Origin of the sequence: Anabaena sp. PCC 7108 (assembly GCF_000332135.1) — a bacterium.
Taxonomy (GTDB): domain Bacteria; phylum Cyanobacteriota; class Cyanobacteriia; order Cyanobacteriales; family Nostocaceae; genus Anabaena.
Window position 1 is genome coordinate 3,281,153 of sequence record NZ_KB235896.1, and the last position, 19,653, is coordinate 3,300,805.

Consider the following 19,653-nt stretch of genomic DNA (forward strand, 5'->3'; position numbering starts at 1 on the left):
TTCAGACAAGATATTTATCTCCTCAAATTACATGGAAAAAGCAGAATTTGTTTAGTAGTAAGGACTTTAGTCCTTATTCAAAAACTGTTTGACTAAATGGAAACACTTTAAACATAACCGATTTGAAAAGTTAGGAAGTAAAGGTAAAAAACGATGCGATTATCACAAATGTTATTTGTTACACTGAGGGATGATCCGGCTGATGCGGAAATCCCTAGCCATAAATTGTTACTTCGTGCCGGTTATATCCGTCGCATCGGTAGCGGCATTTACGCTTATCTTCCCTTAATGTGGCGGGTTTTGCAAAAAGTTTCCCAAATTGTGCGGGAAGAAATGAACGCTACCGGCGCACAAGAATGTTTATTACCTCAATTACAACCTGCTGAATTATGGCAGGAATCGGGACGTTGGGACACCTATACTAAAGCTGAGGGAATTATGTTTTCTCTCGTTGATAGAAGAGAACAACAATTAGGACTTGGACCAACTCATGAAGAAGTAATTACAACTGTTGCCCGTGATATGATTCGTTCATATCGTCAATTACCTCTACATTTATATCAACTGCAAACTAAATTTCGTGATGAAATTCGTCCTCGTTTTGGTTTAATGCGCGGCAGAGAATTTATCATGAAAGATGGTTATTCTTTCCATGCTGATGAAGAAAGTTTGAAAAAAACTTACCAGGATATGTACAAAGCATACAGTAATATGTTGCGGCGTTCTGGTTTAGCTTTTCGGGCTGTGGAAGCTGATTCTGGTGCTATTGGTGGTTCTGGTTCTACAGAATTTATGGTGTTAGCAGATGCGGGAGAAGATGAAGTTCTTTACACTGAAGATGGTAAATATGCAGCGAATGTAGAAAAGGCGGTTTCTTTACCTGCTGATTCTGAAACTTCCCCTTTTACAAGTTACGAAAAACGGGAAACTCCGGGAACTGATACAATTGAAAAACTTTGTAATTTCTTGAAGTGTTCTCCTACTCAAATTGTCAAAAACGTTTTATATCAAACTGTATATGATAACGGTTTAACGGTTTTGGTGTTGGTAAATATTCGAGGAGATCAGGAAGTTAACGAAGTCAAATTACAAAATGAATTGACTAAATTAGCTTCTCAATTTGGTGCAAAAGCTATTATTGCTTTTAGTATACCTACTAGTGAAACAATCGCCACTTGGGCAGCAAAATCTTTACCTTTAGGTTATATTGCACCAGATATTGCTGATGATTATATCGCTGGAAGTAAACAGGTAAATTCCCAGTTTGTGCGGTTGGTGGATAAAACCGCTGTGGAGTTAAAGAATTTTGTCACTGGTGCAAATGAAGCTGGTTTTCATGTCGTTGGTGCAAATTGGAATGAGCAATTTAAATTACCAGCATTAACCGTAGATATTCGTAAATCAAAAGCAGGCGATCACGCTCTCCATGATCCAACTCAAACCCTACAAACAGCTAGAGGGATCGAAGCCGGTCACATCTTCCAATTGGGGACAAAATACTCTGAAGCGATGGGTGCAACTTATACCAATGAACAAGGGGAAGAAAAACCTTTAGTTATGGGTTGCTACGGTGTCGGTGTGTCTCGGTTAGCACAATCAGCGGTTGAACAATCCTATGATAAGGATGGCATAATTTGGCCAGTTGCGATCGCACCATATCACGCCATTATCACAATTCCTAACATTAAAGATGCCCAACAAATCGCAGTTGCGGAAAAACTTTACACCGAACTCAACTCTTCAGGTGTAGAAACATTACTTGATGACAGAGATGAACGAGCAGGTGTTAAATTCAAAGATGCAGATTTAATCGGAATTCCCTTTAGAATAGTGACAGGGAGAGCGATTACTAACGGTAAAGTGGAAGTAGTAAAACGCGCAACTCGTGAATCTCAAGAAATCCCGATTGAGGAAGTTGTCAATACATTGCAACAGTGGATTAAAGAAGCGATAGAAGGGTAAGATTAAACGCAGAGGGGCGCTGAGGTAAACGCGGAGGTACGCTGAGGTTTTTTTCTTGGTTAGCCCCCTAAATTGTCAATCTTGTACATCCTTTAATCCTAAAAATCCTGATATGGCTACGCCACGCTACGCTATCAGACAGTCAGTAGTAGGTTGGCTTGACGCAAGAAAACCCAATATTTCCCAAAATTTAGTAATGGTAAAATAAAATGGCTGCAACAGAAATCAAATTTACCCTCACCTTACCCGAAGTCCCAGAAATTCATCGTTTAGAAGCAGAAAAAAAAGCAAAAGAAGCATACATCATGACATTATTACGTCATGGAGATATTAGTGCTGGACGTGCAGCAGAATTATTAGAGATTGAACGGTGGCAACTTTCTGACTTAATGGATATTTATCAAATATCTCCCTTCCCCAGCCAAACCAAGGAAGAACTACAGGAAGAAGTTACTCAAACACTAGAAATTTTAAGCCAGTATAAAAAGTGATTATTGTCTCCGATACAACTCCTTTAAGTGAATTAGCAAAAGTTGGACAACTCAATTTACTGCGGGATATTTTTGGTAAAGTAATTATTCCGCAAGAAGTTTATAATGAAGTAACAACAGGAACTCATCCAGCAGTTAATTTAGTCAAATCAGCAGATTGGATAGAGATAATAGCAGTTAAGAATTTAGAAAAACTATCTAATCTCAAAAAGGCAACAAATCTAGGTGCAGGTGAATGTGCTGCAATGATTCTTGCTGAAGAGTTAGCATCTGATCAATTATTAATGGATGATTTGGATGCTAGACGAGTTGCTTTATCTCGAAACTTAAAAATTATTGGCACAATTGGTATTTTATTAGTAGCAAAACAACAAGGTTTAATCCCTGCAATCAAAGATGTTTTAGATAGTTTAATTGCCGAAGGTAAACACATTAGTTCACGACTCTATCAAGAAGCTTTATTAGCTGCACAAGAGTCATCTTAATCATTTATTCTCAATCTCGAATTCCTGCATCTCGCAGATTTTTGATTTTCCTATTTTAATTCAGCAACGCCAGAAAGTTAAATATTACAATTAAAATTAAATTTGTGTAAATATCTATCCATCGATTTCAGGAAATTGCTATTGAGGATTTGATTCCTATATTAAAGGAGTAAATTCAAGGAGTAAATTCAAGGAGTAAATTCAAGGAGTAAGCAAAAGTACACATAAGTTTAAATAACTCATACTTTTAGATATTCAATCTCACCAATCATGAGGATGCAGAGTATTAAATATCTTTGCATACACCAGCTTCATATCCGTATTTCAACAAATGATTATAATTACATCAGAATTCCGGTGACGGACTAGAAGAGTCAACCTAAAATTAAAGATGAGATAAAGCTACTATGGGTGCAGGATTACAAAATGCTGAAATAGCCTAACCAAGAGGATTATTAATCCCAAATTGGTATGAAACAGGCAAAATTAAAATCAGCAGGATTTTCATACATTAAAGCATCTATCGATTTTAAGAACCACACCATGCATCTCTATTGTCTTTAACCCGGTTTCTACTCTCTTTAACACTATTTCAGCCCTTTGTCAAGTAGGTTCTATATATGAATGATCAACAAAGAACTAATCGTAATATTTCTTCAGGTGTAATAGCAGCTGTTTCAGCTGCGGTTGTAGCCGTAAGTGGTGGAGTAGCTTGGTTAACTTCCCAAACTCCCGATACTTCCACACCAGCAAACCCCTCTCAAACTATCAAAAAGCCATCAACAACCCAGCCAGGTAATGAACAAACTGCTAGTATATATTGGCTTAGACCAACGGAAAAAAGTCTTGAGTTAGTTCCTCAGCCAGTAAAAATTGCGACTGTACAACCTAACCAAGCTTTAGAAGCCGCTTTTAAAACTTTGTTAGCAGGGCCAACGGAGGGTACAGATTCCACAACCATTCCTGAAGGTACTCAGCTACTGGGACTAAAAGCAGACAAGAATGAAGTCCACGTCAATTTATCCGCAGATTTTACCAGTGGAGGTGGTAGCACTTCCATGATGGGTCGTGTTGGTCAGGTTGTCTATACCGCTACAACTCTCAATCCTAAAGCTAAGGTTTATATTGAAGTAAATGGTAAGCCTTTGGAAGTTTTAGGTGGTGAAGGTGTGGAACTAGAACAGCCTTTAACTCGTGAAAGCTTTAACAAAAATTATCCGCTTTAGCAAATAATCAATGGTCAGTGGTCAGTTTACTAAAAAATAAACTCTTGACCAATGACCAATGACCAACAACTAAGAATTATTTAACACCCTAAAGCTACGGGCTTGCTGTTCTAGCCGGGTGGCCAAGCGATAGCAAACACGATTACACAAATCAAAAATCATTTCGTCTTCCACCCGGTAGTAGGCGCAAGTTCCTTCACTGCGGCGGCTAAGGATTCCTGCTTGCCACATGACTTTGAGATGCTTGGACACATTTGCCTGAGACGTTTGTGTTGCCTCTACCAACTCTTGCACACATTTTTCTTCATCCCTTAGCAAGTGTAACAGCCGCAGACGCATCGGCTCACTTAATAGGCTGAAGTATTCAGCGACTTGTTGCACTACTTCTGGTGGTACAGGCAACGTTTGTTTCATCAGGATTAACCCGCAGGGACTGACTAAGTGTTAACAGTGATCAAAATAATTACTAATCCGTAATTCATAATTCATATTACATACTTACTGAAGTTGTTGATAGAAAAATTATTTTTCCTAGATTTGAAACAAGCACTTGTTCAGCGTGGGGCAAGAATTACGAATTACGAATGATTAATTACGAATTATTTTGACTCATTTCATATAGATATTAATACTTAATCAGGGTTAATTCGCATCAAAGGTTGACCATATTCTACAGATTCGCCATTCTGCACCAAAATTTCCATCACCTGTCCAGAAACTTCTGCTTCAATTTCGTTCATTAGCTTCATGGCTTCGATTATACAGACTGTTTGACCACTGCGGACGCGATCGCCTACTTCCACAAATGGTTCTTCAGTTGGTGCTGGTGCGCGGTAAAACGTTCCCACCATTGGAGACTGTACCTCTACCAATCTAGCTGAGGGCGTATTCACTGATAACGGTGATTGCGCCCCAGCTACAGAATTATCACGGCTTGTTGCTGCTTCTGGTAACGATGTGGGTGCTATCTGATTTCCTGTCGTTACCGATGTCAATCCTGAACCAACCACACCACCTAGGGTAGCTTGACTTGCTGATAGTACATGATTACCGACAGCTTTACGCACTGTTAACTCAAAGTCATCGCTTTTAAGCGTTACTTCTGCAATATCCGTTTGTGAAATAGTTGCCAGCAGTTGGCGGATTTCATTAAAGTCTAATGGCACAGTTTTTTTACCTCGACCTAAATGTAAATGAAAATCTTAAGTGCGGAATGTGGGATTTAATCCCTATATAAACAAGGGATTGAAATCAGTATTACCAATTTTGAAGTTTGGATTGGTAATTGGTGATTGGTGATTGAAACACTCTTATTACCTATTACCCAGTCACTATCTCAAATTGGTATTATTAAAGTTATTCCCTGCCTAAATACTTGTCTTCTCTAGTATCAATTTTGATACGTTCACCTTGGGTAACAAACAAGGGAACCATCACAGTTGCACCAGTTTCGACAATTGCGGGTTTAGTGCCACCTGTAGCAGTATCACCTTTAACCCCAGGATCTGTTTGCACAATTTCCAGAACTACAGAATTAGGTAGTTCCACTTCTAGCACCTGTTCGCCCCAACGAATGACGTTGACTTCCATACCTTCTTTTAGGTATTTCACGCGATCGCCAATTTCCGCTACAGTTAATCTACCTTCTTCATAGGTTTCCATATCCATAAAGACCAACTCTTCGCCCTCTTTATAGGTATGCTGCATCGTGATTTTTTCTAGAGTAGCTTGCGGCACTGTTTCCCCCGCACGGAAGGTTTTGTCCAACACTTTCCCAGTCTGGACATTTTTTAACGTTGTCCGTACAAAGGCAGAACCTTTACCCGGCTTAACGTGAAGGAAATCTATCACTCGCCATACAGACCCGTCTAAAACAATAGAGACACCGGGTCGAAAGTCGTTACTGGAGATCATGAAACTTTCAATTTTTGGAAGACAATCGGCATTTATTGTACCCTTCAAAGGTAGTCAGTTGTTAGTTGCTCTGCAAGAAGTGACTGAGAAACAGCAACAAACCACTGATAAAAAACTCGGCAGTCATAACTCAACACTCAGGACTGTTACTGTGGGAAGATTATTCATGGGTGATTTCCTTGTCAACAACTTAATGCTGTATTTGAGCTATCCCATGTTTAACTTATTTAAGTCCTGCCTAAAGAACAGCCTCAAGGCAATACTGCTGGTAACTATATTTTTAGGCATAATTACAGCTGGGTGGACTCCCTTCAGTCACGCAGCCCTGCCATCTGGAAATGCGATTACCGACGGCAAAGCTTTGTTACGTTATGCACTTCCCATCGATAACAAACCAGTTCGTAAACTGCAAGTCAGTTTAGAGGATATTTCTAACCAACTGCGGGCTAATAAGCGATGGGGTGCGGTTTCTAGAGACCTCAGCCAAGCATCGCGGATTCTCGATCAACCCTCCCAAATCTTAGCAAGCGTTCCAGAAGAACGCCAACCCCAAGCCCAAGCTTGGCTGACTGATTTGAAATCTGGGGTAGTAGAACTGCAAGAAGTAGTCAAAACCAAAAATAAAGCCGAAACTCTGGAAGGTAGAAGTAAATTACTGAATCTCGTCAGCTTGTTAGAAGAGTCAATGGTGAAGGAATTCCCTTTTGAAGTTCCTGCTGAGTACAGTAATTTGCCTCAACTCAAAGGTCGTGCCACTATTGCCATCAAAACTAATAAAGGCGACCTTACCGTAGTTGTAGACGGCTATAGCGCCCCTGTTACTGCTGGTAACTTTGTCGATTTAGTCCAACGGGGTTTCTATAATGGTTTAGAATTCACCCGTTCTGAAGAATCTTATGTACTCCAAACCGGAGATCCTGCTGGAAAAGAATTCGGTTTTATTGATCCCAAAACAGGTAAATACCGTGCTGTTCCTTTAGAAATTTTAGCAGAAGGCGATAAACAGCCCACCTACGGCATTACTCTCGAAGATGCTGGACGTTATCTGGATATGCCAGTTTTGCCTTTTTCTTCCTTTGGTGCTTTAGCAATGGCGCGTCCTGAAAGTGACGCAAATGGCGGGTCTTCCCAAGTTTTCTTTTTCTTGTTTGAACCAGAACTTACCCCCGCAGGACGCAATCTTTTAGATGGTCGTTATACTGTGTTTGGCTATCTGACAGCAGGTAGAGAAATTTTAGATAAACTGAACGCAGATGACAAAATTGAATCTGCAACCGTTATTCAGGGCATAGAAAATTTAGTTCAGCCACAGACAACTTAATTAATTTTAGATTTTAGATTTTGGATTAAGTAGGTAGGCGAAAATAAATAGAACTATGTTAAGTAAGTTAACAAATTCTGAAATTGGCTCGTAGTTAGGGCTACAGCCCTACTTTCAGGTCTAAAGACCTTACTACCAACCTTTAATTATTTACGTTACTCTACTTAACTCTGAAATCTAAAATCTATTCTGTTTGTTTTTTTATTTCTGATCTTATTCTTAGTAACTTTGAGTCTTTAAGCCTTGGCGTGAAGTATATTTATATTTTTAATATAAGCAAATTAAAATTAAACTTCCCAATCTTCAAACTGTAAACCATTTACCCGGCTAAATTCCTTGACATTATGGGTCACCAATATCAAATTATTTGCCATAGCAATAGCCGCAATTTGTAAATCATAGGGACCAATTGGCGTACCACTAGCAGCTAATTCCGCCCTAATGCGCCCAAAAATACTAGCAGCAGCATCATCAAAGGGTAAAGACACAAAAAGCTTGAGAAATCTTTCCTGTCCAGCTAAAGTTTTAGATGGATTATGACTACGCATTGCACCATAAAATAGTTCTGCTTTCACAATTGAACAAACAGCAACATCATTAGGTGGTATTGTTGCTAATCGTTTCCTTACATTAGACAGAGGACGATTTAGATAAACAATACAGGCATTAGTATCTAATAAGTAAATCACTCTAACTGCTCCCGTTCTTCATATTCACCTTGAGGATATCTTTGAATAGGATCATCAGCTAAACAACCAGCAGTTTCTTCAAAAAAACCAGGAGGCCAGCCTAATTCCTCTGGGGATTTCTGTGGAGGTTGACTTTTTATGTCGATATCATGTTTTTGTGATTTAAACTGTAAAAACTCAATAAAATTTAATACTTCTTCCTGTTGTTGAGGCGTTAAACTTTCGATAATTTCTAAGATAGATTTAGGCTTTTCTACTGCTTGAGTCATAATTAAAAATCCTCATCATTTGTTTGTTAAAAATGACCTTTCTTAATTATATCTTATTTTTTAGTCGGTTAAAATCTAAAATCGTGTATATTATGACGAAGTGATAATGTATCTATAATTTTGAAAAATTTCCGAGAAGTAATTTCTAATTTAGCCTAAATGCTGACAACGCAATATCTGACTACACCAGATTACCTGCATTAAGCTACAACAGCTTTTCCTAATTGTTTTAAAATTTGCAACACTTCAGCTAATTCATGTCGGCGGGGAAATAGGGAAAATGTGCGTGATACGTCATATTGAGGTTTGTCTGTGATAAATAGTTTAATAAATATAAATTCATCGCCATTTGTAGCCATACCAAATACAGATTTATCTCGGTGGGGAGTAGTTAACATATAGGCTAATAACTGCGGTATTGCTGCAACAACTGGAATACTATTTCGTTTAGATTCAACCACAAAAATCCAAAGTTTTTCCTGTACAACTAGGACATCAATAAAACCGCGAATTGTTTCTTCTGGTTCTTCAATTTCTAAATTTATGCCATAGGGTGAGCGAATTCGGTAAGGTGAATCTAGAAAACCTGCAAGTTCCAAAAGTGGCGAAACTACTAAAAAATTAATTGTCACTTCTAATAATAGACCATCAACGCGATGATAATCATAACGCTGTTTGAGGCGAGTAATACCTGCTTGTTCTTGTGGGTTGAGTTGGGGTAAGTCTGTTAACCATTCGTTAAAAAAGTTTTCATCTTCAGCTTGATGTAAGTTACAACAAGTTTGTAAATCACTCAAGCTTTTAATGGTGTCTGTGATGCCAACGATAGAAACCATATTAACTGTCTCCTAGATGTTAGTTTTATTTTAGTTTGTAAAATAATCAGTAAATTTTATGATGAATGATAATTTATCTTGCCTACAAGTAAAAGATATTGGTGAACAAGGTCTTTTAGAAAGATTACAACGCTTTTGTCCACCAGATGTAATTGGAGATGATGCCGCAGTATTAACCACTAACCCAAATCAATCTTTGGTAGTGACAACAGATATGCTCGTTGATGGTGTGCATTTTAGTAATGTTACGACTTCCCCAGAAGATGCAGGTTGGCGGGCGGCGGCGGCGAATTTATCAGATTTAGCCGCAATGGGTGCTTTTCCCTTGGGGATCACCGTTGGACTGGGTTTACCTGGAGATATCAGCGTTAATTGGGTAGAAAGACTATATCAGGGAATGACAGAATGCTTGCAAAAGTACAATGTGCCTATAGTTGGTGGTGACATTGTGCGATCGCCCATCACCACTTTAGCAATTACCGCTTTTGGTCAAGCTACACCCGATTTAATTATTCGTCGTTCCGCTGCACAAGTAGGAGATGCGATCGTTGTCACAGGCATTCATGGAGCCTCCCGTGCAGGCTTAGAATTACTCTTACACCCGGAAATAGGGCAAAACCTCAAAAGTGAAGAAAAGGCGGCTTTAATCACAGCCCACCAGCGTCCCAACCCACGTTTAGATGTTATACCCATACTCAAGGAAATTCTCAAATCTCCCTGCCCCCAGCCCCCTGCCCCCAGCCCTATTCCTATAGCCGGTATGGATAGCAGTGACGGTTTAGCAGATGCTGTGCTACAAATCTGCCGAGCTAGTCGTGTCGGTGCGGTGCTGGAATATAGCCAAATCACCATTCCCAAAGCTTTTGAAAAATGGCTAACCGCAGAACAAGCGCGAGAATATACCCTTGAAGGTGGAGAAGACTTTGAATTAGTGCTGTGTTTACCCCAAGATATAGCAGAGACTTTGGTAAAACAACTCAGCACAGATGCAGCCATAATTGGCACAATCACACCAGATTTAACAGTCTTATTGCATGATCAAAATCAAAAAATACCTGACCAAATTCTCAGCCTCAACCAAGGATTTAAACACTTTAGCAAGTAGGGGCGGGGTTTCCCCGCCCTTATCAATCGTCAAGATTTTAGGAGTTAGTTATTACTGTCACCGAAACAGTGCTGAGTAAAACTGACTCTTTCCCCAATCACCTAACTATGCCCACTTCGCAGCTACTAATTCAGCCAAATCTAGAACTCGTTGGCTATAGCCCCACTCATTGTCATACCATGCCATGACTTTGATCATGTCATTGCCCATAACCAAAGTTAAGCTGGCATCAACAATAGAAGATTCATCAGTACCTTGATAATCAGATGAAACCAGTTGTAGTTCAGTGTAGCCTAAAATTCCTTTGAGATGACCTTCAGCCGCATCTTTCAACGCTTGGTTAACTTCTTCAGTAATAGTACGCTTCTCAACCTGAACCACGAAGTCTACCATTGACACGTTGGGAGTAGGTACACGCAAAGCAACACCATTCAGCTTGCCTTTGAGATCTGGAATTACCAGCGCTACTGCCTTTGCCGCACCAGTGGAGGTAGGTACAATATTGATAGCTGCTGCTCTTGCCCGACGTAAATCACGGTGAGAAGCGTCTAGCAAGCGCTGGTCGCCAGTGTAGCTGTGGGTAGTGGTCATCGAGCCTTTAATGATGCCAAATTTATCATTTAACACCTTGGCGATAGGAGCCAAACAGTTGGTGGTACAGCTGGCATTACTAATGATGTTGTGGATGTTGTGGTCATAATCATGATGATTCACACCCATCACAAAAGTGCCATCTTCGTTTTTACCAGGGGCTGTAATCAGAACCTTTTTGGCTCCAGCATTTACGTGCCTCATTGCTCCTTCTTTACTGGTAAAAACACCAGTTGATTCAATAATCAGATCAATGTCCCACTCTTTCCAGGGCAAGTTATCTGGGTTGCGATCAGATACACATTTAATCATCTTACCGTTGACGGTGATGGAGTTATCATCGGCACTAATATCAGCGCCCTTTAACTTCCCTAGCATCGAGTCATACCTTAGCAGGTGAGCATTGGTTCTAGGGTCTGAGGTGTCATTAATAGCGACAAGTTCAATTTGGCTATTTTCTCTACCCACCCAGCAGCGTGCGAAGTTCCGTCCAATGCGCCCAAAACCGTTGATTGCAACTCTAATCACAGTATCTTGCCCTCTGTATTTATGCCTATAAGTTGATATCGTTGACCCCAATCATATCGCAAAGGGGGGGAGTGTTTATAACCATAAAGTGTTATATCTAAAAAAAAACACACAATTTATTCAGGATTATCTGAGTAAAGGTTATGAGTGGCGATGTACAATCTCACTGCTTCCGGTACCAAATCAATAATTGAATGGTTTTGGTAACAAAGTTCACGGATTATACTTGACGAAACCTTGACTAAGGGTGTATGTAGTAATTGCCAATTAATGGTGTGGGACTGATCTCTGACTGTTTGCTCAACTTGCTTGCAGATTAACTCACTTTGAGCTATAGTCTCACCACCTACTAGTCGGGGTGCGATTAACCAATCGCACATTTGTGCTAATTCATGTCCACGATACCAACGGGGTAAAGTTTGGAAAGCATCCAAACCTATAATCCAATACCAATGAGTATTTGGATAACAAGCAGATAAATCTATCAGGGTGTTAATAGCATAAGATGTCCCCAAGCGTTCTTCATCAATTAATGAGATCGTCAACGCTGGGTTGTTCTTTATGGCTAGTTGCAGCATTACTACTCGATGCTCAAACAAAGCCGCTTGTTTGTGAGGAGGATTTCTTGATGGCACCCAAATTACCTGTTCTAGATGTACTTGAGCTAAGGCTGTTTCAGCTACAAGCAGGTGTCCCCAATGAATTGGATCAAATGTGCCACCAAAAATTGCTAGTCGTTGCATCTAGTTCAAGAATTGGGTTAAAGACAGCAGAAAGGCTAAAAAGCGTTTTTACTGGGACTACTCCATTGAATAAATGAACTTCTTGCTCTCAGGAGTTGAATAATTTTTTCACTGTCAATGTACTATTGTAGTCAATTCATGGTGAGGCTTGATGAAATTTATGATCAGTTTCACAGACTTCAGAACTTTTGTAGCTATTTCCAGTAAGACAATCAAAAATATGTATTTAAGATTACAAGATTTTTTTTCCCGATGTAACCCCAATTTTCAGAATAGTCATAAGAAGATATTAAAAATAAAAAAAATCTCTTATGAGAGTAATATCTTTCTGAATAAGCAAAAACAAAGTAAAAAATTAACCCTTTATTCAGGTATAAAAATCTTACAGGGGCAGTATCAGTAAAAATCAAAATCCTGTTATGATACGCGTGTCATTTGTGATGATTTTGTGGTGTGGTGTAAGAGGAATAAAAAATGAGTAATTCTATAGATTTTAGCGGTAGACCATTTCATTTCATTGGGATTGGCGGTATTGGAATGTCTGCCCTGGCTCATGTTTTGACAAAGCGTCAATTACCAGTATCCGGTTCTGATTTACGTCCTAACCAAATTACCCGCAAGTTAGAATCTCTTGGCGCTCACATTTTTAGTAGACAAGAAGCCAGCAATCTTGAATTCTTTCTACCTCAAGTATCGGCTAATGGATCATCATTCAATTCACAAGAACAATTGTCTGATGACAAAACAATACTTCCCCAAGTAATTTGTTCCACGGCTATTAACAACAATAATTTGGAATACAAAGCAGCTTTAGAATTAGGTTGCCCAATTTTACATCGTTCCGATGTCCTGGCTGCTTTGATTGCTGATTACCATAGTATTGCTGTGGCAGGAACTCATGGCAAAACTACAACAAGCAGCATTATTGGTTATATGCTCTTGCAAGCTGGTCTTGATCCAACTATTTTAGTGGGTGGTGAAGTCAACGCTTGGGAAGGAAATGCTCGACTGGGCGCAAGTCAGTATCTGGTAGCTGAGGCAGATGAATCAGACGGTTCTCTGGTGAAACACGCTCCAGAAATTGGTATCATTACTAATATTGAACTTGATCACCCCGACCACTACGACACATTAGAGGAAGTGATTGACACTTTCCAAAAATTTGCCCAAGGTTGCAAAACTTTAATCGGTAGCATTGATTGTGAGACAGTCCGCGATAGCTTGAAACCAACAATCAGCTATAGCCTAAATCCAGATACCAATGCTGACTACACTGTTACTAATATTGACTATCGGGCTGATGGTACAACAGCACTCGTTTGGGAACGAGGTAAAGCTTTAGGAGTATTAAATGTGCGCCTCTTGAGTCGCCATAACCTCAGCAATGCTCTAGCAGCAGTCGCTGTGGGACGTTTACTCCATTTGGAATTTGGGGAAATTGCCAAAGGTATCGCCACCTTTGAAGGTGCAAGACGGCGTTTTGAGTTCCGGGGGGAAGCAGCCGGTATTACCTTTATTGATGACTATGCCCATCACCCCAGTGAGATTCGTGCTACTCTAGCCGCAGCACGTCTTCAAGCTAGACCAGGACAGAGAGTAGTAGCCATCTTTCAACCCCATCGTTATAGTCGGACACTAACATTTTTAGAAGAATTTGCCGCATCCTTTACCCATGCTGATTTAGTAGTCATCACTGACATTTACAGTGCAGGTGAACCCGATTTAGGACAAATTAGCGGTGAACAATTGGCAGATGAAATTGCCAAACAGCACCAGCAGGTAATTTATAAACCAACTTTATCCTCTGTGTGCGAGTTTTTGTTATCAACACTGCGTCCTGGCGACTTGGCATTGTTTCTTGGTGCCGGTAATTTAAATCAGGCGATTCCCGAAGTTATTGCCACACTTCGTGAACTAGCTACAGCCACATCCTAAGTGAAGTCAACTTGCTAGGTTTGGTTTCTGAGTGAATTCTCTATCTAGCAATGGTTTCATTAGTTAATATTATTACCGAATCTAATCGGTAAAAAATGTCATAGAAATTACCAATTAAAGCAACGATGACAATCTCTCAGGCAGTTGGAAACGTCTGTACTATTTCTGCTTTGACTACCAAGAAACAGGAAACAATTAAGGCGGTCGATAGTAAAGTAATTTATTTACCCGGCACTGATTGTGCAATCAAGTCCCAGGCTTCTTTATCCGCGTTTACTTCCTACAGAGTTGGGGGAGGGGCAGAATGGTATGTTGCCCCCCGCAACTTGGAAACACTACAAGCAAGTATTGAGTATGCAAAAGAACTAGCTTTACCAGTAACCATATTGGGAGCAGGTTCCAATTTGTTGGTAAGTGACCAAGGTATACCAGGCTTAGTTATTGCTACTCGTCATTTCCGCTCTAAACACTTCGACCCACAAACAGGTCAATTAACCGTCGCTGCTGGAGAATCTATTCCCAGCTTGGCATGGGAAGCAGCAGATTTAGGATGGGAAGGTTTAGAGTGGGCTGTTGGTATCCCCGGAACTGTTGGGGGTGCTGTGGTCATGAATGCAGGAGCGCATAATAGCTGTATTGCAGATATGTTAATTAGCGCCGAAGTACTCTCACCCGATGGCACATTAGAAACTCTCACCCCATCTGAATTAGGTTATAAATACCGAAGTTCTTTATTGCAAGGTGGCAACCGTATAGTCACTCAAGCTACCTTTCAACTCCAACCAGGTGCAGATCCAGCACAAGTGATAGCCACAACTAAGCAAAACAAACAACATCGGCTTAGTACCCAACCTTACAATTTTCCTAGTTGTGGTAGTGTGTTCCGCAATCCTAAACCTTACACTGCTGGGTGGCTGATTGAACAAGCTGGTTTAAAAGGCTATCAAATCGGTGGAGCGCAAGTAGCACTACTTCACGCCAATTTTATCGTGAATCGTGGTGGGGCTAAGGCTAGTGATATTTTCTGTCTCATTAGTCATATTCAACATCAGGTTCAAGAACGTTGGTCAATTTGGTTAGAGCCAGAAGTTAAAATGATCGGCGAGTTTCAACCAGTTTGTTGACAGGTGACAGGTGACAGGTGACAGGGGGCAGAGAGCAGGGGGCAGGGAGCAGGGGGCAGGGAGCAGGGTACCTATTACCCATTACCCATTACCAATTACCCACCACATCTATAATTGAATTTGATTTGTTATTCAAAGCATAAGTGGAAAATTAATTATGACAGCAGGAAAAGGACAGGGATTTGGTTTTGGCTTAGGAAAAATGAAGGAACTAGCTGACGCTTTCAAAAAAGCCCAGCAAGTTCAAGAAGGTGCAAAACGTCTCCAAGAAGAATTGGAGCAAATGGAGATTCAAGGCGAATCTGGTGGTGGTCTGGTTAAGGTAATTGTCAGTGGGAACCAAGAACCCAAGCGGGTGGAAATTTCCCCAGATGCTTTGGGAGAAGGTGCGGAAGTACTTTCTGATCTGCTGACAGCAGCCATGAAAGATGCCTACAACAAGTCCACTACTACCATGCGGGAACGTATGGAAGAATTAACCAGTGGACTGGAACTACCCGGATTTTAGTCATTAGTCATTAGTTCAGTGGTCAGTTGTCACTAGCAACAACAACTGACATCTGACACGCAAAGCGAAATTTAATTTATGCCTTACAAGTTACTATTTGTCTGCCTGGGTAATATTTGTCGCTCGCCCTCGGCAGAAAATATTATGAATCATTTAATTGAGCAGACTGATTTGAGCGCTAGTATTCACTGTGATTCTGCTGGTACTTCTGGCTATCACATTGGTAGTCCACCAGACCGGCGCATGAGTGCGGCAGCCTCTACAAAGTTGGGAATTAAACTACGTGGTCAAGCTCGCCAATTTGAAAAGTCTGACTTTCAAGAGTTTGATTTGATTTTGGCGATGGATAAAGACAATTTTGAAAATATCCTCGCTGTTGACCTTTCTGGGCAATATCACCATAAAGTTCGCTTAATGTGTGATTTTTGTTCTAGACATACAATCAGAGAAGTTCCCGACCCCTATTATGGCGGCTCAGAAGGTTTTAATCAGGTTATTGACCTACTGCTTGATGCTTGTGAAGGTCTGCTAGACTATGTGAAAAGTCAACAAATTTAGGGAATATAGCAGGTGACAGAAGCAGCAGGGGGCTTTCTTGCAGGGGCAGAAGGTAGAGGGTAGAAGGTAATTATTTATTCTTCAATCTCTCCATCTCTCCATCTCTCCATCTCTCCATCTCTCCATCTCTCCATCTCCCCATCTCCCCATCACCGCGTCCCCGCGTCCCCATCTCCCCCCGTCTCCATCACTCTATTCCACCAGACCATGTTTCATAGCAAAACGAACGAGTTCAGCTCGGTTGCTGGTTGAAGTTTTTCTTAATAAACTGCTGACGTACTTTTCTACTGTTCGCGCACTCAGGTGTAGCTGATGACCGATTTCCGCATTAGATAGACCATGAATCAGTAAATCTAGAACTTCCTGCTCTCTGGTAGTTAGTGATGAGAGTAGTTGGGGTGAATGGATTTGAGTAGACAGAGTATTATGGTCTTCTTTTGCTTTGATGGATGTGTAACTGCCAAAATTATTGGGATGAGAAAAGCGATACTCCGTTTGGATGATTTGCGATCGCTCTAGCAAATTCCGAATTGCTGCGGCTAACTCTTCTAGTTCAAAAGGCTTAGGTAAGTATAAATCACACCCTGATTGGTAGCCCAAAATTCTTTCTTGGGTTTTTGTTCGCGCTGTTAACAAAATTACAGGTAGTAACCTAAATTCTGTTTGTTGGCGCACCTGACGCACTAATTCATAGCCGTTCATCCTTGGCATGACAATATCTGTGACAATTAAATCAGGATGGTATTGGTCAACCATAGCTAAAGCCTCTTGACCGTCATTAGCCATGATCACTGAATAGCCAGACAGTTCAAGATAATCACTAACAGATAGACGAGTGCCCAAGTCGTCATCTACTATAAGGATCTTTAAGGGCATGGACAGTACACCCTTAGCATTTTTGTTACTCAGCAATTTACTTTTATGAACACTATTAATAGACACTGGCAATATATAGTGTTCTTATGTTTCATAATATGACAGAATTACTGACTAATGACTAGCTGAAGAGTTTTTTATAAAGAAAATCTTAAATTCTTCAGAAGTGTTTATGAAACTTAATGCAAATTAGGCTGTTTGTGTTGGGTGCGAAAAGTTCTGCAATTCATCATAACTCGCTGACTCAGATATAACAATTGCTCACCCATCCAGAAATTATGATTGATGATAATGTCTAATTCAGCATTTATAGTGCTATGATATAGGATCACGTTTAATAGAAGCTTGATGAGTCGCAAGCCCATATTCAACTGAAAAATGAAACTTTAGTTGATTTACAGTTACTACCCCATAGATTGACAGAACAGTCTGGAGAAATTTTTAGGTATATTTAACACAAACAAGATTTTCAATGAGTGACAAAAACGAAGGTTATAAAGTTATCACCGACAATCGTCAAGCCCGTTATTTGTATGAAATCCTGGAAACCTACGAAGCTGGAATTCAGCTAACAGGAACCGAGGTCAAATCAATCCGTGCGGGTAAAGTTAATCTCCAAGATGGCTATGCATTAATTCGTAACGGCGAAGCATGGTTAATAAATGCACATATTTCACCTTACACATCTAGTGGACAATATTTTAACCATGAACCGCGCCGTACACGTAAGTTACTGCTGCATCGCCAAGAGCTTCGGAAACTAATTGGTAAGGTAGAACAGCAAGGTTTAACCTTAGTCCCGTTGAAAATGTATCTTAAACGCGGCTGGGTAAAAGTGAGTATCGCCTTAGGGAAAGGCAAGAAACTGCACGATAAGCGCGAAGACCTCAAACGTCGTCAAGATCAGCGTGATATTCAACGGGCAATGAAAAGTTATTAAGCCGCAAGCGTCAGTAAATTACAACAATTGAGTGGGTTGAGGTTGTGGCTGGGGTGGATTTGCTGGTTGAGATAGAGGTGTCCAGTAACTGGCAATTAAGGCCACCATAAACCACCAGAGGGTATTAACAGCCGGACGATACCAGACAGTATCCACAGTTCCGTGAGCGAGCATACCCAAAATAGTAGCGATCGCTCCAATTACCCAAAATCCCTCTATACTTCTGGATTGTCGCAACCGTTGCATTTGCATAAATGCGGCATTAATGGTGACAATTATCAACCAAAGAAAACAAGCTAAACCGATGAAACCAGTTTCTACAGTAATCTCCAGAAAAATCGAATATGCACTCAAAGCCGTAAATCGGGGTTGTTGGTAAAGAGGATAGACCTGATTAAAAGAATGGTGTCCCGGTCCAATACCAATAATTGGGCGATCGCGGATCATCTTAAAAACAGCATCCCAGACATTACGACGAAAATTATTACTACTATCTTGGCGGTCTGCAAATATACTGAGAACGCGCTGTTGTACAGGTTCGACAAATATCACAGCCAGCACCAATACCCCAACTAAACCACCGACAATAATTGGCAGTGACCAAGTTCGCCAAAAGGTCGGCATTTCCAAACTCCACCAATAAACTAGCAATGCCATCACAGTCAACAGTGCTACCACTAAAGCAATCCAGCCGCCACGACTATAGGTGAGAACCAAGCAAGCAATATTAACAACAAACATCGTTGCAGCTAAAGCTTTTCTCATCCAGCCCTGCCAAGCAAAAATAGCCACTAAGCTGAAAATCACGGCGGGGAGGAGGTATCCGGCCAGTAAATTGGGATTACCCAAATAACTGTAAACCCTTGTAGTTTTGGATAGAGGAGACTCAGGATCAACCCAAGTTGCCAAGGCTTTAGCACCAAAAAACCATTGTCGGATGCCATATACGCTGACAATCAGGGATATATGTAGGTAAAGACCAATTAGCCAAGACCGAAATCGGGAAAACCTCAGTACCCTAGCGCATAAGGTAAAAAGCAACAAATAGAGTGTTAATGTTGCCAAGTCATTCAATGCTGCCTTTTTCACTGGTGATAAGGCTGTAGCGATAGCAGCTATTCCCCAATAAAGTAATACCAACAGATGAATCGGGGTTACAGATGCTGAATTGCCAGAATTTTTTTCATCTGATAAAGTTAGCAGCACCCAGAATCCTATACAAGCCACCAACAATACCAGCATTAAGCTACTGGAAACAAAAGGTGCAAAAGCATAAATAAGACTGAGAAGAGCCGCAGCTATTGTATCTCCCCACTGCATCAAAATACTAGTCTGCCGCCACGAACGCAAGATACCGAACAGAAACCGATGCAGGTAGCTGGTAGTCAGATATTCTTTCAGATGTACAGAGGATAAAGTAAATTTTTGCCAGACTAAATTCATAAAAATGTTATGACTAATTAGCAGCTATAGCAATCCTGGCGGAAGTTATGAACATCTTGTAGGTTGGCTGCTTACGCAGTCATTAACTGATAACCTTGTCGTCACCCAA

The 19,653-nt window shown here is 40.6% G+C and carries 21 protein-coding genes; 11 read left to right on the top strand and 10 right to left on the bottom strand.

Going from position 1 to position 19,653, the window contains the following annotated elements:
• Positions 1-153: 153 nt before the first annotated feature.
• The 4 genes from ANA7108_RS0115530 to ANA7108_RS0115545 all read left to right on the top strand — a co-directional run bounded on the left by ANA7108_RS0115530 (position 154) and on the right by ANA7108_RS0115545 (position 4,164).
• Positions 154-1,962, top strand: coding sequence for a proline--tRNA ligase (locus ANA7108_RS0115530; protein WP_016951721.1), 1,809 nt, complete (start codon positions 154-156; stop codon positions 1,960-1,962).
• Positions 1,963-2,171: 209 nt separating this feature from the next.
• The gene (locus tag ANA7108_RS0115535; protein ID WP_016951722.1) at positions 2,172-2,453 is read left to right on the top strand and encodes a UPF0175 family protein; all 282 of its coding nucleotides are present in this window, start codon (positions 2,172-2,174) and stop codon (positions 2,451-2,453) included.
• Positions 2,450-2,938 (top strand): DUF3368 domain-containing protein, encoded by a 489-nt coding sequence (locus ANA7108_RS0115540; RefSeq protein ID WP_016951723.1) that lies wholly within the window; start codon positions 2,450-2,452, stop codon positions 2,936-2,938. The genes ANA7108_RS0115535 and ANA7108_RS0115540 overlap by 4 nt, the downstream gene beginning before the upstream one ends.
• A gap of 620 nt (positions 2,939-3,558) precedes the next feature.
• Positions 3,559-4,164, top strand: coding sequence for a GerMN domain-containing protein (locus tag ANA7108_RS0115545; protein WP_016951724.1), 606 nt, complete (start codon positions 3,559-3,561; stop codon positions 4,162-4,164).
• Between the two features lie 69 nt (positions 4,165-4,233).
• Here the strand turns inward: ANA7108_RS0115545 and ANA7108_RS0115550 are convergent, their stop codons facing one another.
• The 3 genes from ANA7108_RS0115550 to efp all read right to left on the bottom strand — a co-directional run bounded on the left by ANA7108_RS0115550 (position 4,234) and on the right by efp (position 6,078).
• Positions 4,234-4,578: a metalloregulator ArsR/SmtB family transcription factor gene (locus ANA7108_RS0115550; RefSeq protein WP_016951725.1), complete on the bottom strand. Its 345-nt coding sequence runs from the start codon at positions 4,576-4,578 to the stop codon at positions 4,234-4,236.
• 218 nt (positions 4,579-4,796) lie between these two features.
• A complete protein-coding gene (gene accB, locus ANA7108_RS0115555; RefSeq protein WP_016951726.1) occupies positions 4,797-5,330 on the bottom strand; it encodes an acetyl-CoA carboxylase biotin carboxyl carrier protein in 534 nt (177 codons plus the stop codon).
• Between the two features lie 190 nt (positions 5,331-5,520).
• The gene (gene efp / locus ANA7108_RS0115560) at positions 5,521-6,078 is read right to left on the bottom strand and encodes an elongation factor P (protein ID WP_016951727.1); all 558 of its coding nucleotides are present in this window, start codon (positions 6,076-6,078) and stop codon (positions 5,521-5,523) included.
• A gap of 214 nt (positions 6,079-6,292) precedes the next feature.
• Between efp and ANA7108_RS0115565 the strand changes: the two genes are divergently transcribed.
• On the top strand, positions 6,293-7,399 hold the full coding sequence (locus ANA7108_RS0115565) for a peptidylprolyl isomerase (RefSeq protein WP_026104220.1): 1,107 nt from the start codon (positions 6,293-6,295) through the stop codon (positions 7,397-7,399).
• 287 nt (positions 7,400-7,686) lie between these two features.
• Here the strand turns inward: ANA7108_RS0115565 and ANA7108_RS0115570 are convergent, their stop codons facing one another.
• From ANA7108_RS0115570 to ANA7108_RS0115580, 3 genes are all read right to left on the bottom strand, one after another.
• Positions 7,687-8,088, bottom strand: coding sequence for a type II toxin-antitoxin system VapC family toxin (locus ANA7108_RS0115570; RefSeq protein WP_016951729.1), 402 nt, complete (start codon positions 8,086-8,088; stop codon positions 7,687-7,689).
• Positions 8,085-8,357 (bottom strand): DUF2281 domain-containing protein, encoded by a 273-nt coding sequence (locus ANA7108_RS0115575; RefSeq protein WP_016951730.1) that lies wholly within the window; start codon positions 8,355-8,357, stop codon positions 8,085-8,087. Before ANA7108_RS0115575 ends, ANA7108_RS0115570 begins: the two co-directional genes overlap by 4 nt.
• A gap of 200 nt (positions 8,358-8,557) precedes the next feature.
• Positions 8,558-9,193: a hypothetical protein gene (locus ANA7108_RS0115580; RefSeq protein ID WP_016951731.1), complete on the bottom strand. Its 636-nt coding sequence runs from the start codon at positions 9,191-9,193 to the stop codon at positions 8,558-8,560.
• Positions 9,194-9,254: 61 nt separating this feature from the next.
• Between ANA7108_RS0115580 and thiL the strand changes: the two genes are divergently transcribed.
• Positions 9,255-10,298 carry a thiamine-phosphate kinase gene (thiL, locus tag ANA7108_RS0115585; RefSeq protein WP_016951732.1) on the top strand — a complete coding sequence of 348 codons (1,044 nt, stop codon included), beginning with the start codon at positions 9,255-9,257 and terminating at the stop codon, positions 10,296-10,298.
• Positions 10,299-10,403: 105 nt separating this feature from the next.
• Here the strand turns inward: thiL and ANA7108_RS0115590 are convergent, their stop codons facing one another.
• Together ANA7108_RS0115590 and nadD are read right to left on the bottom strand one after the other, a co-directional pair.
• Positions 10,404-11,417 (bottom strand): type I glyceraldehyde-3-phosphate dehydrogenase, encoded by a 1,014-nt coding sequence (locus tag ANA7108_RS0115590; RefSeq protein WP_016951733.1) that lies wholly within the window; start codon positions 11,415-11,417, stop codon positions 10,404-10,406.
• A 116-nt stretch (positions 11,418-11,533) separates the two neighbouring features.
• Positions 11,534-12,160 carry a nicotinate (nicotinamide) nucleotide adenylyltransferase gene (gene nadD / locus ANA7108_RS0115595; RefSeq protein ID WP_016951734.1) on the bottom strand — a complete coding sequence of 209 codons (627 nt, stop codon included), beginning with the start codon at positions 12,158-12,160 and terminating at the stop codon, positions 11,534-11,536.
• A 474-nt stretch (positions 12,161-12,634) separates the two neighbouring features.
• On the opposite strand from nadD, the gene murC reads away from it, so the two are divergent.
• From murC to ANA7108_RS0115620, 4 genes are all read left to right on the top strand, one after another.
• Entirely contained in the window at positions 12,635-14,095 is a 1,461-nt protein-coding gene (gene murC / locus ANA7108_RS0115605) for a UDP-N-acetylmuramate--L-alanine ligase (protein WP_016951736.1), read from the top strand.
• A gap of 125 nt (positions 14,096-14,220) precedes the next feature.
• A complete protein-coding gene (murB, locus tag ANA7108_RS0115610) occupies positions 14,221-15,219 on the top strand; it encodes a UDP-N-acetylmuramate dehydrogenase (protein ID WP_016951737.1) in 999 nt (332 codons plus the stop codon).
• A gap of 157 nt (positions 15,220-15,376) precedes the next feature.
• A complete protein-coding gene (locus ANA7108_RS0115615) occupies positions 15,377-15,727 on the top strand; it encodes a YbaB/EbfC family nucleoid-associated protein (protein WP_016951738.1) in 351 nt (116 codons plus the stop codon).
• Positions 15,728-15,805: 78 nt separating this feature from the next.
• Positions 15,806-16,285, top strand: a complete 480-nt coding sequence (locus ANA7108_RS0115620; protein WP_026104222.1) for a low molecular weight protein-tyrosine-phosphatase — start codon at positions 15,806-15,808, stop codon at positions 16,283-16,285.
• Positions 16,286-16,477: 192 nt separating this feature from the next.
• Here the strand turns inward: ANA7108_RS0115620 and ANA7108_RS0115635 are convergent, their stop codons facing one another.
• Positions 16,478-17,161 (bottom strand): response regulator transcription factor, encoded by a 684-nt coding sequence (locus ANA7108_RS0115635; protein ID WP_016951741.1) that lies wholly within the window; start codon positions 17,159-17,161, stop codon positions 16,478-16,480.
• A 472-nt stretch (positions 17,162-17,633) separates the two neighbouring features.
• Between ANA7108_RS0115635 and smpB the strand changes: the two genes are divergently transcribed.
• Entirely contained in the window at positions 17,634-18,101 is a 468-nt protein-coding gene (smpB, locus tag ANA7108_RS0115640) for an SsrA-binding protein SmpB (protein ID WP_016951742.1), read from the top strand.
• Between the two features lie 18 nt (positions 18,102-18,119).
• On the opposite strand, the gene ANA7108_RS0115645 is transcribed toward smpB, so the two are convergent.
• Positions 18,120-19,544 carry an IctB family putative bicarbonate transporter gene (locus tag ANA7108_RS0115645; protein WP_016951743.1) on the bottom strand — a complete coding sequence of 475 codons (1,425 nt, stop codon included), beginning with the start codon at positions 19,542-19,544 and terminating at the stop codon, positions 18,120-18,122.
• Between the last annotated feature and the right edge of the window lie 109 nt (positions 19,545-19,653).

What these genes read in the sequence shown, in the direction of transcription:
- ANA7108_RS0115530 (WP_016951721.1), top strand. Translation starts at nt 154, where the DNA reads ATGCGATTATCACAAATGTTATTTGTTACACTGAGGGATGATCCGGCT.
- ANA7108_RS0115535 (WP_016951722.1), top strand. Translation starts at nt 2,172, where the DNA reads ATGGCTGCAACAGAAATCAAATTTACCCTCACCTTACCCGAAGTCCCA.
- ANA7108_RS0115545 (WP_016951724.1), top strand. Translation starts at nt 3,559, where the DNA reads ATGAATGATCAACAAAGAACTAATCGTAATATTTCTTCAGGTGTAATA.
- ANA7108_RS0115550 (WP_016951725.1), bottom strand. Translation starts at nt 4,578, where the DNA reads ATGAAACAAACGTTGCCTGTACCACCAGAAGTAGTGCAACAAGTCGCT.
- efp (WP_016951727.1), bottom strand. Translation starts at nt 6,078, where the DNA reads ATGATCTCCAGTAACGACTTTCGACCCGGTGTCTCTATTGTTTTAGAC.
- ANA7108_RS0115565 (WP_026104220.1), top strand. Translation starts at nt 6,293, where the DNA reads ATGTTTAACTTATTTAAGTCCTGCCTAAAGAACAGCCTCAAGGCAATA.
- ANA7108_RS0115575 (WP_016951730.1), bottom strand. Translation starts at nt 8,357, where the DNA reads ATGACTCAAGCAGTAGAAAAGCCTAAATCTATCTTAGAAATTATCGAA.
- ANA7108_RS0115580 (WP_016951731.1), bottom strand. Translation starts at nt 9,193, where the DNA reads ATGGTTTCTATCGTTGGCATCACAGACACCATTAAAAGCTTGAGTGAT.
- thiL (WP_016951732.1), top strand. Translation starts at nt 9,255, where the DNA reads ATGAATGATAATTTATCTTGCCTACAAGTAAAAGATATTGGTGAACAA.
- nadD (WP_016951734.1), bottom strand. Translation starts at nt 12,160, where the DNA reads ATGCAACGACTAGCAATTTTTGGTGGCACATTTGATCCAATTCATTGG.
- murC (WP_016951736.1), top strand. Translation starts at nt 12,635, where the DNA reads ATGAGTAATTCTATAGATTTTAGCGGTAGACCATTTCATTTCATTGGG.
- murB (WP_016951737.1), top strand. Translation starts at nt 14,221, where the DNA reads ATGACAATCTCTCAGGCAGTTGGAAACGTCTGTACTATTTCTGCTTTG.
- ANA7108_RS0115615 (WP_016951738.1), top strand. Translation starts at nt 15,377, where the DNA reads ATGACAGCAGGAAAAGGACAGGGATTTGGTTTTGGCTTAGGAAAAATG.
- ANA7108_RS0115620 (WP_026104222.1), top strand. Translation starts at nt 15,806, where the DNA reads ATGCCTTACAAGTTACTATTTGTCTGCCTGGGTAATATTTGTCGCTCG.
- ANA7108_RS0115635 (WP_016951741.1), bottom strand. Translation starts at nt 17,161, where the DNA reads ATGCCCTTAAAGATCCTTATAGTAGATGACGACTTGGGCACTCGTCTA.
- smpB (WP_016951742.1), top strand. Translation starts at nt 17,634, where the DNA reads ATGAGTGACAAAAACGAAGGTTATAAAGTTATCACCGACAATCGTCAA.
- ANA7108_RS0115645 (WP_016951743.1), bottom strand. Translation starts at nt 19,544, where the DNA reads ATGAATTTAGTCTGGCAAAAATTTACTTTATCCTCTGTACATCTGAAA.